Here is an 18562-nt window from a genome sequence, read left to right on the forward strand (position 1 = left end):
GCTCTTCGGTAAAACGCTTCTTCACGTCCAATCTCCTTGTCGTTGGGGATTGGACTCCAGATCGCCGTGCTACTCAAAGGCGGGGGGACGTCGGAACGAGGCGTCGCTGAACCCATGTCTTGCGACAGAGATCCTTGGCCGGGACTCCGCCCTCAGCCTCCTTCAGAAAACCGATGATCTGCTATTCCGTGAACCGCTTCTTCATGTCCGCTCCTGATCAATGAACGGACTCTAGCTAAGATCAGATTGGCACTGTTTCTTGGGGGCAGGTCACGTCCAAGCCGCTCGACCTATTCATCGGTCGCTGGTTGTTAGTGTTCAGCAGCGACGTCTCGTTTGCGATCGAGCACGTTTACGGTCATCATGTCAACGTAGCGACGCCAACGGATCCGGCGACAGCCAAGCGCGGGGACAACGTCTATCCCTTTATTCTCCGCTCCACTATCGGCAGCTACGCTCACGCGTGGAAGATGGAGAAAGCGCGCCTAGCGAAAACCGGAAAGTCCGTGTGGAATCCGCTCCATAGCCGCCTGATGCGCGGCAATTTGATGTGCTTGGTACCTTTCGTCGGAGCCTATTATCTTGCGGGATGGTCAGGAGTCGGACTGTTCGCTGCAGTGTCCGTATGGGCCAAGTCGCTTCTGGAGATCACCAACTATTTCGAGCACTACGGTTTGGTTCGAGATCCACGCACTCCGGTTCAGCCGCGTCACTCGTGGAATTCTAATAAGTTCTTGAGCAGCATTGCGTTGTTCAGCCTGACACGTCACTCGCATCATCATGCGGAAGCCGAGGCGGAGTTCTGGAAACTACGGGCGATGCCGGAAGCTCCTATGTTGCCTTATGGCTATCTGACGATGATTCTGGTCGCACTGATCCCACCGCTGTACAAGCGCGTGATGACCCCCTTGCTTAACGACTGGGACAGCCGCCACGCGACGCCGAAAGAACGCGAGTTGGCACGCGAGCAATCCATTCGCAGCGGAATGCGCGGACTGAGCTTGGCCACACAAAGTTGATCGATTCGCTGTTGGACTTAATCCGGCCGGACCGCACGCAAGCGCGGTCCGGCCATTTGCTAACGTCAGCCACTGAACAGCCAGGCGTCGATGATCAGCTCGATTGCGGTAACAAATCCTTGAGCGGCTTTTTTTCATCGCTCAGCTTTTCGGCGGGGATTGCGCTACGAGCCGCGACCATGCTCTTGACGACCATGAATTCTTGCGAGCGGTTTACGGCATCAGCCGAGATTACCACGCCATCCTTGAGATAGAACGCGAGGAAGCTTTCGGTGTCGGGGTCACCTCGGATGACGAGCGTGTCATAGCCCTGGGACAGGCCGACCATTTGCAGTTTGATATCATACTGGTCGGACCAAAACCAAGGCACCGCATCATGGACACGCGGCTTGCCGACGAGTGTAGCTGCTGCTACGCGGGCTTGCTCCAAAGCGTTGGGTACGGACTCCAGACGTACCCGGCGCCCGAGGAAGACATTCTCATGGTTGGCGCAGTCGCCAGCGGCGACGATGTGAGGGTCAGAGGTCAGGGCGTGCCGATCGACGACGATGCCGTTGGAGACATCCAGACCCGCTACCTCGGCCAGCTCGGTATTCGGAATCAACCCGATGCCGACGATCACCAGATCGGCGGATAGCCGCGTCCCGTCCGTCAGCACGACATGTTCGGCTTTATCTTTCCCTTCCAGTGCCTGCACGCCGACACCGGTACGCAAATCGACGCCGCGGGCGCGGTGGACGCGTTGGTAGAAGGCGGAAATCTCGGGGGCGGTGACTCGCGCCAAGATACGCGGTAGGGCCTCCAAGACCGTGACGCATAGCCCCTTCTTAATGCCGGCCGCTGCTGTCTCTAGGCCGATGTAGCCACCGCCGATGATCACCAACCTGCGAGCAGCGGCGAACGCGGGCTTGAGCCGTTCCACGTCGGCGATGGTACGGATGTGATGCACGTTGGGCTTGTCGGCGCCCGGAACCGACAGCCGCCGGTTGCGGCCACCGGTGGTCAGGGCGAGTTTGTCGTAGCTTAGCCGCGTGCCATCGAACAGCCGCAGGACCCGCGCTGCGGGGTCGATCGTCTCCACGCCCGTGCCGAATCGACATTCGATACCCTGTTTTTCGTAAAACTCCAGGCGCTGCAGATACAGCGATTCCAAATTCGCCTCACCGGTGAGGTAGGTTTTGGACAGCGGAGGTCGGCGATAAGGCGGATAAGGTTCCTCGCCGATGAGGATGATGCGATCTCTGTAGCCGTGCCGACGTAATTGACTGGCCAGCTCGGCCCCGGCCTGGCCGGCTCCAACGATGATTACGGTTTTCGACATGCGTGATGATGTTTGTCGCCGGCGGCGAGTTCAGGCGAAAAAGGGAGCAAAGCGCATGATAACTGGTGTTCTCCGCGCTTAGTGGGCACCGCTTTGGCTCGTTTTGTTCAATCACATGCGACTCCGGCACGGTCGGTCACAAGCCGCGCTGTCGGCGGCGTGATCACCAACACCGCTACCCAGAAGCTGGCAGCGCCAATTACCCTCAGTCATGTGTCTAGCCAATCGCATACGGAACATCTTGACTGTGCTGGCGGGATCGTGGCGGAGGGAGGGCGGCGGTGGTCTTCCTGCACTGCCTTGAGCGCGGGCTTGCGCAAGTTGCATGTATGTAGTGCATAGTGTTACTATTCACTATAGTAAAACTTTCCTCTGAAGTCTGCATGACCGCCCGCGCTGAAAGACGAGTTCCTGTACTGATTTCCTCAGGCTCTCGACCGAGCGCCCAACGTTGGGCTCGGTTCGTTCGGCCCGAACAGCTTCATCACCGCGCTCAGGTTAGGAAGGTCGTCAAGGAAACCGATGAGGCAACGTCTGTGGTGCTCGCGCCGGAAGATGGAATCCCGCATGGCGTGCGCGCCGGTCAGTTCCTGACTCTGATCGCGCAGATCGATGGTCGGACTGTGAAGCGAGCCTATTCCTTGAGCGAGCTGCCCAAGGACGGAACGCTGACCATCACCAGTAAGCGCGTCGCAGGCGGGGTGATGTCGATGTATTTAAACGCACGGCTTCGGGCCGGTGACTGGATTCAGTTTGCTGGCCCGAGCGGCGATTTCGTCCTGCCGGCACGTACGCCGGATTACTACGTATTCGCGGCAGCGGGTTCGGGCATCACTCCGATCATGGCAATGCTCGAGCAGTTGCTGGATCATGAACACAGCCGCAGGCCGATCACCGTGGTCTATGGCAATCGCCGCGAGCAGGACATTCTGTTCCGGAGTCGGCTGGACGCCTGGGCAGATCGGCACGAGAACCTCAGCATCCGCTACTGGCTCAGCAAGCCCGCGAAGGGCTGGAGCGGCGGGGTGGGCCGCATCGACGCGGGCGCTCTGCTGGATGCTGCGCCCGGTTCGGCGGCCTTCTACTTTCTCTGCGGTCCGGGCAATTTCAACACGGCCGTGCGCAGTGAGCTCATCGCGCGCGGCGTTCCTGCGCAGGCCATTGTCAGCGAGCAATTCACCACGCTTGCCCGCGAATCCCGCCCGCACCCGAAAGACCCGCATCCCGTCCTGTTCCGGGTCGGCGGTTCCGAAAAGGAGGTCACGGTGCGACCCGGCGAAACCCTGCTCGAAGCGGGCCTGCGAGCTGGCGTCGCACTGCCGTTCAGTTGCACGATGGGGGGCTGCGGACATTGCAAGATCAAGGTGCTCGATGGCGACGTCGCTACCGACACGCCGAATTGCCTGACCGAACTCGAGCGCCAGGCCGGTTACGCGCTGGCGTGCTGTGCCTATCCGCATCGCCGGGCGACCGTCACTGTCGAGGAGAAGGTTTGATGACCACACCTAGGACATCCGCTGCTTACCGGATCGCCGAGGTGGCTCGGCGTACGGGCGTAAGCAAGCAAAGCATCCATTTCTATTTGCGCGAAGGCTTGTTGCCGCCGCCAGTCAAGACCGCGCGCAATGCGGCGCTCTACGGTGATGAGCACCTGCATCGGCTGCGCCTGATCCGCTCCTTGCGCGAAGAGCATCTGCTGCCTCTGAAAGCCATCAAGAGCCTGCTTGCCGACCAGCCTCAACTGCAATTCAGCGCCAACCAGCTCGCTACTTTGCAAGCCTTGCGCCGGTTGAAGCTCAATGAGATACGGCAACAACGGTCCGGCGACAAACTCCGCACTCCGCGCGGACTGGCACGCGAATTGCGCCTGGCGGCCACCGAGTTGCAGGAGTTACGGGATATCGGGCTTCTCACCGCAGCCGACGACGAGGTCCTCGATCTCGACGAGGCGGAATGCCTTCGCCTATGGGCCCTGGTGCGCGATTCCGGCCTCAACGCCGAAAAAGGCTTCAGCCCGCGGGACATCCGCTACATCGACGAGGCTGCAAAGCTCCTGTTCGAGCGCGAGGTAGCCCTGTTCAAGGATCGCCTGCACGAGCTGCGCCCGAATGAAGTCAATTCACTACTTTACACCGTCATCCCCGCCGTTCACCGGCTGGTGGCGATCCGTCATGAACGCATGATCGCGGCGCTGCTGGAGGTCTATGGGACCTCCGGCGTCGCCCACCACACCAACCCGAGAGGATCGAACACATGAGCACATCCACCACCGAAACGTCTAAGCTCGACCGCATGATGCGCGGCCTTCCCATCAAGATGCAGAACACGATCACGCGGACTCTGGAGAATGTTTCGCTGATCGCGGAGATCCGTGATCCCAAAGTCGGCGCGAGCATGTTGCCCTCGGCCTACCGGGGTCTGTGGCAGCGCAAGGGCAAGGGGGATGACAGCGTGCCGATGAAGTCCGGCCACGCCGTGCACTTCGATCTGAACTACGGCACCGACTTCCCCGAGATGTATGATCTTTACCGCCGGGCTGTCGCCAACCAGTGGGATGGCGAATGGCAGCTCGACTGGAGCACCGCGGTGGATCCGATGAATCCGACAACCCCCATCCTCGGGCATACACCATTCGTGCCCTACGAGGGTCTGGAAGCGGCCGGCGTGAAGCTCGACGCCGCGGAGAAACAAAAGCTCAACTACCACTTCGCGGCGTGGATGCTGTCGCAGTTCATGCACGGCGAACAAGGTGCGCTTTACGCTTCCGCTCAATGTACCGAGTCCGTCAGATGGGTCGATGGCAAGCTGTATGGCGCAACGCAGGTGATGGATGAGGGACGCCACCTGGAGGTGTTTCTGCGTTACCTGGAAACCAAGCTGGAGCGGGTCTATAAGATCAATGACAACCTGTTCGTCATCATCGACGACCTGCTTACCGACTCGCGCTGGGACGTGAAGTTTCTCGGCATGCAGATCATGGTCGAAGGACTCGCGCTGGGTGCCTTTTCCACCATGTACAACCAAACCGGCGAGCCGCTGCTCAAGAACCTGCTGCGCTACGTGATCCAGGACGAAGCGCGCCATGTGCACTATGGTGTACTCGCGCTGCGCGAGCACTTCACCAAGCACTTGTCGGCTGCCGAACGGCGGGAGCGCGAGGATTGGGCCTTCGAAGTGGCGATGCTGATGCGCAACCGATTCCTCGCCCATGAAATCCACGACGAATGGTTTGCGCATCGCATCCCGCGTGCGACCTGGAATAAGCTGATGGGCGAGTCGCCGGCGATGACCAAGTTCCGCAGCATCATGTTCCAGCGGCTGGTGCCGAACCTACAATACATCGGTCTGCTCTCGCCGCGCATGGAAAGCTACTACGAGAAGGCCGGCCTCATGGTCTATGCCGGCGGCAAGAACGCCAGCCAGCTTTCGGAGCAGGACTTGCTGCGCGACAACGACACCCTAGCCGAGCAGGCCATCGAGACGCTGCGCAAGGCGGCATGACCTCACTGCGCGCCTGGACTGAGGTCTCGTCAGCCCGGGCAAGTACCGTGTATGATCTGCCCGGCGGCCCTCTTGACACCACTTGACTATGGTTTCCGCCAATTGCAAAGACGTTGCTGTCATGCAGACACGCTCTGGCGCGCTGCGCCCGACCGCCATCATCGATGCAGACCATCCCGCCGTGGTGTGCTTTGCGCAGACTCATGGGAGGGCGGGTCCGTCCTCCCGGGAACAGGCCGTATCCCTCTACTACGCGGTGCGCGATGGCTTTCGCTATGACCCTTACCGTCTGGATTTGACCCCGCGGGGAATGTCTGCAAGTCGCGTACTGGAAACCGGACATGGCTGGTGCGTGACCAAAGCGGTCCTGCTCGCCGCCGCCTGCCGGGCATTGGGCATCCCCGCCAGGATGGGTTTTGCGGACGTGCGCAACCATCTATCCACGGCGCGCCTGCGGCAGACGATGAAGACCGATGTCTTCTATTGGCATGGCTATACGTCGATTCTGCTCGATGGCCGATGGGTCAAGGCCACACCGGCGTTTAACATCGAGCTTTGCGAGCGCTTCGGCCTCTTGCCGCTGGAGTTCAACGGCCGCGAGGATTCGATCTATCATCCTTTCGACCGAGCCGGCAACCGGCACATGGAGTACCTGGCGATGCGTGGCGAGTACGACGATGTTCCGCTCGCCAGGATGGTCGAGACGTTCAGCCAGCACTATGGCCAGATGGGGCGGCTCGAGAATTCGAGCTTCGAGGACGACGTGTGGCGTGAGGTTTCGTCAAACCGTTGATGGCGCCTTGCTCCTGGGACGAAATCTGCTCCTGGGACGAAATCCGGCATGGCGGATAACAGCGCGGGCCGAAGCCGGACCCGGCCAGCCATGCCGGGCGATCCGTTGGCGCGGGCACGCTTGTTCTGTTCCCGCGTTCCGCATAGCCGAGATTGGGCATGGAGATCGTCGCAACGGACGACCCGCAGGCGCGGATGCGCCTGGCACCGCAACCGCATTGGCTGGAGGGCGGCAGCATTCCGAGGATTTGCAGCAGTGTGCTTTACTCGCTCGTCGCCTCTGCGGCCGGCTTGGTGGTGCTCGCGGCAATCCAGACCTTGGAGCCCATCGCCACCCTGGACCTGCGGATGATGATCTGCCACCCGTACCGGCCGAGCGCGCAGTGCTGGTCAGCGCCGAATGCGGGGCGATCACCGCCGATGTGTGCCTTCGTGCGTTGCCTCGTGCATGCGCAGAGCTGCCCTGAGCCGGTGGCGGCTGGCGATGCCACCTTCATGCGCGGGACCCGCGGCCGCCGATTCGATTACCGAACCGGCAACCGAAGCATGGCCTGCCCCGTTGCCGGACGCGGCCCGCCAAGGATGGAGTGCCGCTACCCCGGCCCACTCCCACCCCCGTGATCTCAGCCTGGAAGCGCTGACCACCAAAGACGGAAGGCAGTTCCGCTTGTCCTATCGCGAGGCGGTGGCCGGCAACGCCCTCATCCGCCTGGCGGCGTGCAGAGACGGAGGGAGAAACGATGAATCCGGTAGGGGCGGTGCATACGCGCATCATGCGACCGAGCAGAGCGTCGGAGCGACGCCGGTCTCGGGACGCAGGCTGGCTCGATCCTTGAGGGAAGGTCTGCAAAACCTTCCTGCCAGACTGCCGGGATGGGACAATAGCGACATGAAGCAGATGAGTCTGGAGGCGCCGATGTATACGGGCTTTGAGCTGCGCGCCAAGCGCACCCGCAAGCGTGCGTTTTTGGAGCAGATGGACCGTGTGGTGCCGTGGGCAGAGTTGGTCGCACTCATCGAGCCGTATGCGCCGAAGGCGGGTCCCAAGGGTGGGCGGCCACCCTTTGCGGTAGAGAAGCTGCTGAGGATTCATTTTTTGCAGCAGTGGTTTGGTCTGTCGGACCCGGCGGTGGAGGAAGCCTTGTACGACACGCCGCTGCTGGCGAGCTTTGTTGGTCTGGACCTGGGGGTGGATGTCGTGCCGGATGAGAGCACCATCCTGCGCTTTCGCCACCTGCTGGAGCAACACGGCCTGAGCCAGCGTATCCTCGAGACGGTCAATCGCATCCTGACCGAGCGTGGCCTCATGCTCAAGAGCGGCACCATCGTGGATGCCACGCTCATTGCTGCTCCCAGCTCGACCAAGAACGCCCGCCGTGAGCGCGACCCTGAGATGCACCAGACGAAGAAGGGCAACCAGTGGTACTTCGGCATGAAAGCGCACGTTGGGGTCGACGCCGAGACAGGGCTGGTACACACGGTGGTGGCCACCGCTGCCAACGTCTCGGATGTGACGCAGGCGCATCGGCTCTTGCACGGGCAAGAGACCGACGTCTTTGCCGATGCGGGCTATCAGGGAGTGGACAAGCGAGCGGAAAACCAGGGCAAGCAAGTCGCTTGGCACGTGGCCATGCGGCCGGGCAAGCGCCGGGCATTGGACAAGCGCACTTTTCTTGGCCAGGTGATGGATGCCTTGGAACGCACCAAGGCGCGCATTCGTGCCAAGGGTGAGCATCCGTTTCGGGTACTCAAATGCCAGTTTGGCTACCGCAAGACGCCCTATCGAGGCTTGGCCAAGAACGGCGCGCAGCTCAACGTCCTGTTTGCGCTGGTCAATCTGTGGCTGGCGCGCAAAGCCTTGCTGGCTGCGACGGGATAAGTGCGCCCGCAGTGGGCTCACTGGGGCCGGATGAGGCTGCAGAGGGCCCACGAAGGGGCTTGCTGGAGCCCAAGAACCGTTCAGCATCTGTTTCGATCCCATCCTACGAAACGATATTGACCCTGAACTCGTCGCCACGAACGAGTGGGCGGGGTAGTGCAGAGGTTCCTGAGCAGCGTCCGGCGCAGGTCTTGAGCGACTGACTTGTCCGCGCGCTGTTCCCTGCGGTGTGTCGAGTCCACCACCGCTACGCCATGACCTGCCCTGGGTCGGATTCTAAATCGTCCGGCTCCTCAGAATCGGAGGGCCTCGGTCGGCTTTCTGAGAAAAAGCAAAAATCCGATCGAAAGATGGGTTGTTTGGCACTGCGGATGCCTCAAGATTTCGAATAACTGGGTGGGCAGCGGCGAGGCGTGCCGATACGCCCTGAGCCATAACTTCGAAGGAGGTGTACACATGGCTACGTCAATGGGAAGTCATCCAGGGTTCGGTGCCGATTCCTCGGGGACCATCGCTTATCGAGATCGTAAACGTCCGTTCTGGACGCTGTCGGTGCTCTGGCCCGTTTCGCCGTTGATCGGCATTTATCTCGCTCATACGACAGGTGTAGGAGCTTTTTTCTGGCTGACACTGGCTGTATGGTACTTGATCATACCTCTACTGGATTGGGTGCTTGGTGACGATCAGAGCAATCCCCCGGAGGCTGTGGTTCCAGCGCTCGAGAGTGATCGCTATTATCGGATCCTCACCTATCTGACGGTGCCAATCCACTATGTCGTGCTGATTGGCAGTGCATGGTACGTCAGCACACACTACGGTTCGATGACCTGGTATGACATCCTCGGATTGGCGCTGAGCGTTGGGATTGTCAACGGGCTGGCGATCAACACGGGTCACGAACTCGGGCACAAAAAGACGGAGCTCGAGCGTTGGCTAGCCAAGATCGTGCTTGCGGTCGTCGGATACGGCCATTTCTTCATTGAGCACAACAAGGGGCACCACAAAGATGTCGCGACGCCCGAAGACCCCGCAAGCGCGCCATTCGGGCAGAGCATCTATCGCTTTGCGCTGCGTGAAATACCCGGTGCCATTATCCGCGCCTGGAATTCCGAGAAGGAGCGCTTGGGGCGGCTTGGTCATAGCCCGTGGTCGTTGCAAAACGAGGTTCTTCAGCCGCTGCTGATCACGATCCCGTTGTATGTTGGTCTGATCGCGGTTCTGGGAGTGAAGATCATCCCCTTTCTGCTGATCCAGATCGTTTTCGGATGGTGGCAACTGACCAGCGCCAATTACATCGAGCACTACGGTCTGCTCCGGCAGAAACTCCCGGACGGGCGTTACGAGCGATGCCAACCGTATCATTCGTGGAACAGCAATCATGTGATGTCCAATCTGATTCTGTTCCATTTGCAGCGGCACTCGGATCATCACGCTCATCCGACTCGCCGTTACCAGTCCTTGAGGGACTTCCCCGATCTGCCCACGCTTCCGAGCGGGTATCCTTTGATGTTCGCTTTATCGTATTTCCCGCCGTTGTGGCGGGCGGTTATGGATCGCCGTGTGCTCGATGTTTGTGGCCGAGATGCGAGAAAGATCAATATCGATCCTAATCAACGAGAAAAAATCATTCACAAATTTAACTTGCTCACTGGCTAAACGAGGAGGGTGTAGCGTGGCCCGCTATCAGTGTCCGGACTGTGGTTACATTTATGATGAACGGGCCGGTGACATCCACGGAGGACTGAAGGCGGGTACGGCCTGGTCCGAGGTTCCCGAAGACTGGGCCTGCCCCGATTGTGCGGTTCGAGACAAGCCGGATTTCGTTCGTCTTGAAGATCCATCGTCGTCAGACAAGGACGCTGTATCGTCGAGCTTGCAACATTAAGGCGTAGGTCAACGTAACGTAAGTCGCTCGGAGCGTGCACTTGCGCAGCAAGATGCGAGGGTGTGGCTCGCGGCACAAACCTAAACAGAGTTCTGCGCCGATTCGTTCGGCCGGGCAAGCATCATAGCGTTGCCTGGAGCTTGGTCTTGGATTGGCTAGCCATTCTCCACGTGGAAAGAAAGTCCGGCGGCTCTATTGCCAGCTTTGCTTTTCCATCACCGTGCAACTCGCAAAAGTTGCATTGGGCTTCTTGATTCCGTTTTGAAACGCTTAGGACGCTGCGGGCGTTAGAGGAAACATGAACCAACAAGCCTTCGACTACATCATCGTAGGAGCCGGTTCGGCAGGTTGTGTGCTCGCCGACCGACTCAGTGTCGATCCATCGAATAGCGTCTGCTTGATCGAGGCCGGGCCTGAGGATCGCAGCGCACTGATCAGCACCCCCATGGGATTGGCGAGGTTGATCGGTAGTCCAAAGTACAACTGGTGCTATGAGACCGAGCCCCAACCACAACTCGGTGGCCGTCGGTTGTACTGGCCGCGCGGTAAAACGCTGGGAGGCTCTAGTTCCATCAATGCGATGGTTTATATCCGCGGCCACGCGCTCGATTATGACGACTGGACTGAGTATGGGGGTTCGGCCTGGAACGGCGAGAACATGCTGCGGCTGTTCAAGGAACACGAGCACAATGAACGCGGTCCTTCCCGCTATCACGGCTGCGGGGGGCCGCTGAACGTCGCCGATGTCCGCGATCCCAATCCGCTCAACCGCCTGTTTATCGAAGCGGGCAAGCAGCGGGGTCTTCCACACAATCCCGATTTCAATGGTGCGGAGCAGGAGGGCGTTGGCTTTTATCAAGTCACACAGAAGGATGGCCGGCGTTGGAGTGCGGCTCGCGCTTTTCTCGATCGCGCGCGCAGCCGCCCCAATTTGACGATACTCACCGGCGCTCGTGTCACCCGCATCGTCGTCGAGCGCCAGCGCGCGACCGGTGTTCTGTTGCATCGTGGCGGGCAAGTCGAGAACTTGCGCGCGCGCAGGGAAGTAATCTTAAGCGCTGGCGCGGTGAATTCGCCACATTTGCTGTTGCTATCAGGTATCGGACCACGCGACGAACTGAATCGCCACGGCATCCCGGTGCTTCACGAGCTACCCGGTGTCGGTCGCAATCTGCAAGATCATCTCGACATGACGGTCATGATCCGCGACCGCAGCAGGACGGCGATCGGTTTGGCACTTTCGTTTGTGCCGCGCGCGATCATCGGCCTGCTCCGTTATCTGTTCGCACGGCGTGGATTCTTGGCGAGTAACGTCGCCGAAAGCGGTGGATTCGCACGGCTCAGAAAAGAATCCGAGCGTCCCGAGATCCAGTTTCACTTTCTTCCGACCTTGCTGCGCGACCACGGCCGCAAATTGGTGGTCGGTTACGGCTGTACGTTGCACGTGTGCCAGCTCCGGCCCAAAAGTCGCGGCCACATCGGCCTGAAATCGGCTGACCCGCTCGCCGATCCGCTGATCCAGCCGAACTATCTGAGTCATCCTGACGATGTGCAAGAGCTGATCCAAGCGGTCAAATTGGCGCGCTCGATCTTTGCTGCTCCGGCGTTCGGGGACGTCAACGGCGGCGAAATCGAACCCGGCCCGCACGTGCAAACCGATGCGCAGATTCTGGAGGACATTCGTAAGCGTGCGGAGACGATCTATCATCCCGTCGGTACCTGCAGGATGGGTCGGGATCGCATGGCGGTCGTTGACGAACGGCTGCGCGTGCACGGTATCGAGGGTCTTCGTGTCGCCGATGCATCGATCATGCCCACTTTGATCGGCGGTAACACCAACGCGCCCTGCATGGTAATCGGCGAAATGGCGGCACGCATGATTCTCGCTGATCGAATCACTGATCGAACGACGTCGCCAGCCACGGAGATCGTCGCGGCGGTGGCTTAGCGCAGACATCCGACTTGAGGTTGAGGATCTGCGGAAGCGATAACGCTCAAAAGAAAATGAACCACCACGGCGGAATGACTGAGTCGCCTGTGCACGCTCGAGAGGGTAGCTGGATGAATACGACGATGATGCGGGTGCCACTGCTGGTCGATCAGCTACTGTGGCGTGCGGGCCGTCTGTTCAGCGACGTAGAAATCGTTTCGCGACTGCCGAGTCGGAAGCTGCATCGCTATCGCTACGGGGATTTCGCATCGCGCGCACGCGCATTGGCACAAGCGCTGATCCGAGCCGGGCTGCGAAAAGGCGAGCGTGTGGCGACCCTGAGTTGGAATCACTACGCGCATCTCGAGGCCTACTTCGGAGTGCCCATCGCCGGCGGTGTGCTGCATACACTCAATTTGCGTCTGCCGGCTGCAGACATCGGCTGGATTGCCGCTCATGCCGGCGACCGCTTTCTGATCGTCGATGACGTGTTGCTGCCCTTGTACAGGCAGTTTGCCAATCAAGTGCCTTTCGAGAGAGTCATCGTCGTGCCGCTGACCGACGAACCGATTCCGGAGGGCATGCAATCCTACGAAGACTTCCTGCGCGACATCGACGATCCTGCGCGGCCTTTGCCAGAGAAGGACGAGAACGACGCCTGCGGCCTGTGCTATACCTCGGGCACCACCGGTCGCCCCAAGGGTGTGGTTTACTCACATCGCTCGACCATGTTGCACGCACTTGCGGCGGCGTTACCCGACTCCGTGGGATTGTCGTTCAACGATGTCGTGTTGCCGGTCGTTCCGATGTTCCATGCCAACGCCTGGGGTTTGCCCTACGCTGCGACCATGGTCGGCGCCAAGCAGGTATTCCCAGGTCCGTTCCTCGACGCGGAGAGCTTGCTCGATCTTTACCAGCATGAACGGGTGACCGTCACCGGCGGCGTGCCGACGATCTGGATGAGCATCCTCCAGGCGCTGGAGCAGGCCCCAGACCGTTGGACCTTGCCATCAATGCGCATGATAGTGGGGGGCTCGGCGGTGCCGGAGGCGATGATCCGCCGCTTCGAGCGATTCGGTCACACCGTCATCCAGGGTTGGGGCATGACTGAAACCTCGCCGCTGGCCGCCGTGTCGCGTTTAAGACCGCAGCACCAAGAATTGGACGCGGATGGGCAATTCCGGCTCCGTGCCAAAGCCGGTCTTCCGGTTCCCTTTGTCGATCTTCGACTCATCGCCGAAGACGGCAATGAAGTGCCGTGGGATGGGGAAGCGATGGGCGAGATCCAGCTGCGCGGCCCGTGGATCACCGGTGCTTATCACTGCGCCGATGATGCCTCGGACAAATTTGCGGCCGACGGCTGGCTGCGTACTGGCGATGTCGCCACCGTGGATCGCGAGGGCTATATCCAGATCACGGATCGCACCAAGGATTTGATCAAATCCGGCGGCGAGTGGATCTCGTCGGTGCAGCTCGAGAACGAAATCATGGCTCATGAGGCGGTCGCCGAGGCCGCAGTCATCGCTTGCCCACACGAACGCTGGGGCGAGCGGCCGCTGGCGGTCGTGGTGCTCAAGCCGGGCCGTCAGCCTGAGGAATCCGTCTTGCGTGACTTTCTGTCTGCGCGCCTCGACAAATGGATGCTGCCCGAAGCTTTCGCGTTCGTCGAGGCCATTCCGCGCACGTCCACCGGTAAGTTCGACAAGCGCGCCCTGCGTCAGCAATTGGCCTGTGGGCAGCTTTCTTCGGTCGGCCAGACGAAGGGCGGAAGGCCGGTCTAGAGGGCCTGCAAAGGGTGGCTGTGCACGATGCGGCCTGACCGGTCCACGGCGAGATTCTACGGAGCGTCATCATGAGAAACTTCGTGCCGGTCCTTGATCTTGGCTGGTTGTTGTTGGAAAGCAAGGACACGCCGAATCATGTCGGTGCCCTGATGATTTTCGATCTTCCCGCCAAGGCGGGTTCGGACTACCTGCGGGATTTGACGGCGTATCTGCGATCGGGCGAAAACCTCGTCTCGCCCTGGAACCTGCGTCTGAGCGATGGGGCGCTGGCTCGCGTGTGGCCGATGCTCGAGAGCTGCAGCAAGGCTGACATGGAATACCATGTGCGGCGCCACGGCCTCCCGCGACCTGGCGGTGAGCGCGAACTCGGAGAACTGGTCTCGCGGCTACATTCCACGCCACTCGATTTGCGCCGTCCCATGTGGGAATGTCACCTCATCGAGGGTCTCGATCGTAAGCAGTTTGCGTTGTTCCTCAAGATCCACCACGCGCTCGTCGATGGCGTTGCAGGCATGCGGATTATTCAGAGCACCCTATCGTCCAAGGCGGACGAGCGCAGAGCACCACCATGGTGTTATGTCGGCGCGGCGGGTAAGCGACACAAAACGAAAATTGCCACCCGAACCTCGTCACCGGCCAGCAGGGAGTCCCGCCGTGGTTTGGTGTTCAAATCCATTGCCAATCTTTACCCCGCGTTTTTTCCGAGGGTACGGCGGTCGGAGTCTTTGGTGACTGCCTTTGCAGCGCCGAGAAGCATATTAAATGGTCGGATCACGGTCCAGCGGCGGCTGTCCACTCAGCGATTTCCTCTCTCACGCTTTCGCCGCATCGCCGAGAAGGCCGGAGTGTCCGTGAACGACGCTGTGCTCGCCATGTGCGGGGGAGGGTTGCGGCGTTTACTCGCCGAGGCGGGTGAGCTGCCCGAACGCAAGAGCTTGATCGCTTGTATCCCTGTCAGTGTGCGTCAGGAAAACGAGATGACCGTGGGAACCGCGATCAGTTTCGGCCTCGCCGATCTGGCGACGAATGAAGCCGATCCGTTACGCCGAATCGAACGAGTGCACGCTTCAACGAAGGCTCTGAAAAACCAAATCGGCGCACTACCACGCACCACGGTCGGCGCATTCACGCTTGCCGTGATGGGGCCATTTCTGATTCAGCACGCCTCGGGTCTGGCGGGTCGTATGCGGCCGATGTTCAACCTCGTCGTGTCCAACGTCCCCGGTCCACAACAAGATCTCTTCTTATTCGGGGCGCGGCTGGATGCAATGTACCCAGCCTCAGTGCTGTATCACGGCCAAGCGCTGAACATCACCTGCCTGCGCTATCTCGACGATTTGAACTTCGGGTTTACCGCTTGGCGCGATGCGCTACCCCACGTGCATCGCATCGCGGTGTACTGCGGCGAAGCGCTGCTCGATCTGGAGCGCGAACTGGGTCTTGTCCCCAAGTGAATGAATCGGCTACGCGTGCCGCTCGTTGCGATTCAAAGCTTCAGGATGCCGTGTTCGCGGGCCACACGTAGTGCGGCGGTTCTGCTCTTGACGCCAAGCTTGCCGTACACGTTGTGGAGATTCCATTTGACCGTGCTTTCGGCCACAAAACAACGGGCGGCGATTTCGGCGTTGCTCAGTCCCTGAGCGAGCAGAGAAAGGATCTGGCGTTCGCGCTGGGTGAGCGGTTCCGCCAGGGTTACGGCCCGCGGCTCGGGATCTTGCAAATCGGCGATCGCACTCGCAAGGTGCTTCGCCCAGGCCATCTCGATGCGGTTGTGACGAGCCGTCGGCGCGGATTCGAGCCAGCGGTGGAGCAGCCGATGCAGTTCTGCGCCTTCGTCTAGGAACACGCGGACATAGTGCTCGGCGGCGGCGAGCGCCAAGGCTTCTTCCAAAAGTTTGAAGGCCGTAGCCTCGCGCTTGCACTGATCCTCGGCCAAGGCAGACAAGATCAGCAACTCGCAGAGTTTGAATTTTTGCTGGGCAGCACGAGCGTGCGCGACGAGTGGGGCGAGTAGTTCGAGGGCACGAGAGGAATCGTTGTTGGCAAGCGCGATCCGTGCATGCAACCGGCTCGCTCGATCCCAGTGGAGTCCGTTGCGCGGCTCAGCCGGAGGCACCAAACCCGCCGCTTCTGCGACTTGCCGGGCTTGCTGCGTAGCGCCGGCATGTACGAGAACCAAAGCTCGCTCGGCCACGAGTGTCAGAGTCAAGCGCGGGAAACCGCGCCGGATTCCGCACTGTTCCGCATCGGACAAAGTATCGAGGGCCGCCCCCAGCTCACCTTGGGCGACGTGCAACCTTGCCGCAGCGGCAAATCCGAGCACCATCGCATCCACGATGCCTTGATCGAGCAACAGCGGCAAGGCCTCGTCCAAAGCGGAGCGTACGGCAGAAAGTTCGTTGCGCTCGTAATGCAAGAAAGCTTCAATGCCGCCCAGCATGGCTTTGTGCCCGCCCAGGTCGCTGGAGGTAGTACATAGCGCTAGGCCTTGTTTGACTTCAGCCAGCGCATCGCGGTAGTCGCCCGCCTTGATCATGGTCAAGGCGCGCACGACGTGGACCCAGGCGGTGCCGTAGGTCGTATGGAGTTTATCGAAGATCGAAGTCGCTTGGGTGAGTGCTCGATGAGCACCGGCGATATCGCCGATACATTTCAAACGGAAAGCATGGACCACCCAACCGGCCCCGGCAGTAAACGAGGTATCGGCGCCATGGTATTTCAGCCAAGCGTGAGCGAGTGTGCCGGCTTGCTCATATTCGTCGCGCAAGGCGAAGCTCACTGCCTTCTGAAGAAATGCTGCGTTTGCCGGGTCGGCATCCTTGGCTGTCGGGATCAAACGTTCTAGGCGTTCGTGCGCTTCGCCGAAGCGCCGCAAGAAGATCAAAGCCCAAACAATTTCTTGGTCCAGCCGTGGATCGTGGCGTTTCGCAACGTCCTCCCATCGTTCCGCAAGATCCATCAGTGTTTGGTGCCGACCATATTGAAAGTTGAGTGAGTAGGCGAGCTCGAGGATCCATTCGAGCGCCTTCTCCGCATATTCGGAGCCAGCTTCGAGCAACGACTGGATTGCGGCCGTTTTTCGATTCGACTGCCAGTACCAGCGTGCGGCTGCGAGCAGCAGCGCAGACCGTGCGGTATCGCTTCTTGACGCTAGAAGTCTCGCCGCCGTTTCGCGTACGACGGGATGAAGACGGAAAGAAACCCCATCCTCCGAAGCTTCTTGCTGGACAATTCCCTGGGCCAACAGCCGCGGCAATATCGCATCGGGATTGGATCCCGGCGCGAGCGCTTCCAACAAAGCGAGAGGCGCGCTTCCAATGCAGGCAAAAATCCAGAGGAGTTCGCGTTCTGCCGGCGCGAGTCGCGCCAGATATCGTTCGTGAATGTATTCACGCACCGGTCCGACGGAGGCGAGGGCGACGGTGGTGCTGGGAAGACGATCTTCGTCCGCAGTTGTCGTCAGCGCGAGCTGCACGAGAACCGGCCAGCCCCGTGTGGCGCGGGCCAACCATTCGAGCTGCTGTGCAGCGCAGCGCTTGCCGTGCAAAAGCGCCAACTGTTCGATTTCTGCGTAAGTCAACGCCAGCGTTGCGGTATCGAACCAGCAGATCTTGCCGCGCGCCGAAAGTTCGCCGAGACCCACGTCGAGTTCCAATGGTTGCAAGGTAAGGAAAATTCTGAGATTCGGTCCGGCACCGAACAAAAGTCTGCGTAGATAGTCGCGGCTAGGACTGCCGGAAAGGCAGTGCGCATCGTCGAATACCATCCACACGGCTTGCGTGGCGTTTGCCAGCCGCTCGGAGATTTCGGCAAACCGTTCCGCGCATTCGCCCTGGGCGATTACCTTCCATTCGTGTGGGCGAGGACGACGTTTCACGCCTTCCAATGCGGCAGACAATCGTTCCAGAAAGACGACCGGGTCGCGTGCTTCATTGTTGAGAGAAACCCAAGCAGTACGACACTCAGCGGGCGCCCGGCGTATCCAGCTCTGCGCAAGCACGGTCTTGCCATATCCAGAGGGAGCCTCCGCGACCAAGATCGGCTGTCCCCGATCCTGCGCCAGCAAGCGCGAGCGTTCGAGTTCTTCGGAGGCGTGCACATCCCGCTTTATCGGTAGAGTCGTGTTTCCTACGGTCAGACCTTGGGTGTTCATGCGGGCTCTCCTCCATGATCTCCTTTGTCTGCCGCGCGTCATTATAAGCGCGACGTCCCCCCGCTTTCAGTAGCGGTTCGATCTAGAGTCCGGGTTGGATGGTAGCCGATGCCAGTTGCCTGGCGTAGGCGCTCGGTGTCAGTCCGCCCAATGCCTTCTTTGGTCGCTCCTCGTTGTACTCCCGGCGCCAGGTCTCGATGACGGTCCGGGCGTGCAGCAGGTGGGTGAACCAGTGTTCGTTGAGGCACTCGTCGCGCAGGCGGCCGTTGAAGGATTCGACGTAGGCGTTCTGGTTCGG

General features: G+C 60.3%; 15 protein-coding genes and 1 pseudogene. 12 read left to right on the plus strand and 4 right to left on the minus strand.

Annotated features, from left to right (window positions below):
• Positions 1-93: 93 nt before the first annotated feature.
• Positions 94-178: pseudogene (locus BMZ48_RS13425) on the minus strand (transposase); the annotation flags it as partial.
• Between the two features lie 136 nt (positions 179-314).
• Between BMZ48_RS13425 and BMZ48_RS12315 the strand changes: the two are divergent.
• A complete protein-coding gene (locus tag BMZ48_RS12315) occupies positions 315-1019 on the plus strand; it encodes an alkane 1-monooxygenase (RefSeq protein WP_234981644.1) in 705 nt (234 codons plus the stop codon).
• 94 nt (positions 1020-1113) lie between these two features.
• On the opposite strand, the gene BMZ48_RS12320 is transcribed toward BMZ48_RS12315, so the two are convergent.
• Positions 1114-2340, minus strand: a complete 1227-nt coding sequence (locus tag BMZ48_RS12320) for an NAD(P)/FAD-dependent oxidoreductase (RefSeq protein ID WP_091535741.1) — start codon at positions 2338-2340, stop codon at positions 1114-1116.
• 383 nt (positions 2341-2723) lie between these two features.
• On the opposite strand from BMZ48_RS12320, the gene BMZ48_RS12325 reads away from it, so the two are divergent.
• The 11 genes from BMZ48_RS12325 (at position 2724) to BMZ48_RS12375 (ending at position 15565) form a co-directional block, all read left to right on the plus strand.
• Positions 2724-3836 (plus strand): ferredoxin--NADP reductase, encoded by a 1113-nt coding sequence (locus BMZ48_RS12325; RefSeq protein WP_091535743.1) that lies wholly within the window; start codon positions 2724-2726, stop codon positions 3834-3836.
• A complete protein-coding gene (locus tag BMZ48_RS12330; RefSeq protein ID WP_091535745.1) occupies positions 3836-4597 on the plus strand; it encodes a MerR family transcriptional regulator in 762 nt (253 codons plus the stop codon). The genes BMZ48_RS12325 and BMZ48_RS12330 overlap by 1 nt, the downstream gene beginning before the upstream one ends.
• Positions 4594-5841 (plus strand): ferritin-like domain-containing protein, encoded by a 1248-nt coding sequence (locus BMZ48_RS12335; RefSeq protein ID WP_091535747.1) that lies wholly within the window; start codon positions 4594-4596, stop codon positions 5839-5841. The genes BMZ48_RS12330 and BMZ48_RS12335 overlap by 4 nt, the downstream gene beginning before the upstream one ends.
• 121 nt (positions 5842-5962) lie before the next feature.
• Positions 5963-6634, plus strand: coding sequence for a transglutaminase-like domain-containing protein (locus tag BMZ48_RS12340; protein WP_091535749.1), 672 nt, complete (start codon positions 5963-5965; stop codon positions 6632-6634).
• Between the two features lie 158 nt (positions 6635-6792).
• The gene (locus BMZ48_RS12915; protein ID WP_143383697.1) at positions 6793-7254 is read left to right on the plus strand and encodes a PaaI family thioesterase; all 462 of its coding nucleotides are present in this window, start codon (positions 6793-6795) and stop codon (positions 7252-7254) included.
• Between the two features lie 268 nt (positions 7255-7522).
• Entirely contained in the window at positions 7523-8512 is a 990-nt protein-coding gene (locus tag BMZ48_RS12350; protein ID WP_066708478.1) for an IS5 family transposase, read from the plus strand.
• 456 nt (positions 8513-8968) lie between these two features.
• Entirely contained in the window at positions 8969-10168 is a 1200-nt protein-coding gene (locus BMZ48_RS12355; RefSeq protein ID WP_234981645.1) for an alkane 1-monooxygenase, read from the plus strand.
• 16 nt (positions 10169-10184) lie between these two features.
• Positions 10185-10397, plus strand: a complete 213-nt coding sequence (locus BMZ48_RS12360; protein ID WP_091535760.1) for a rubredoxin — start codon at positions 10185-10187, stop codon at positions 10395-10397.
• A gap of 298 nt (positions 10398-10695) precedes the next feature.
• Positions 10696-12345: a GMC family oxidoreductase gene (locus tag BMZ48_RS12365; RefSeq protein WP_091535763.1), complete on the plus strand. Its 1650-nt coding sequence runs from the start codon at positions 10696-10698 to the stop codon at positions 12343-12345.
• A 113-nt stretch (positions 12346-12458) separates the two neighbouring features.
• A complete protein-coding gene (locus BMZ48_RS12370; protein ID WP_091535767.1) occupies positions 12459-14108 on the plus strand; it encodes a long-chain fatty acid--CoA ligase in 1650 nt (549 codons plus the stop codon).
• Between the two features lie 71 nt (positions 14109-14179).
• Positions 14180-15565 (plus strand): wax ester/triacylglycerol synthase family O-acyltransferase, encoded by a 1386-nt coding sequence (locus BMZ48_RS12375; protein WP_091535771.1) that lies wholly within the window; start codon positions 14180-14182, stop codon positions 15563-15565.
• 32 nt (positions 15566-15597) lie between these two features.
• Here BMZ48_RS12375 and BMZ48_RS12380 read toward each other — a convergent pair whose 3' ends face one another.
• Positions 15598-18264: a LuxR C-terminal-related transcriptional regulator gene (locus BMZ48_RS12380; RefSeq protein WP_159431183.1), complete on the minus strand. Its 2667-nt coding sequence runs from the start codon at positions 18262-18264 to the stop codon at positions 15598-15600.
• An 82-nt stretch (positions 18265-18346) separates the two neighbouring features.
• A partial coding sequence (locus BMZ48_RS12385) for an integrase core domain-containing protein (protein ID WP_143383694.1) occupies positions 18347-18562 on the minus strand: 216 nt, incomplete at its 5' end.

It is taken from the genome of Fontimonas thermophila (genome assembly GCF_900113085.1).
Classification (GTDB): Bacteria; Pseudomonadota; Gammaproteobacteria; order Nevskiales; family Nevskiaceae; genus Solimonas; species Solimonas thermophila.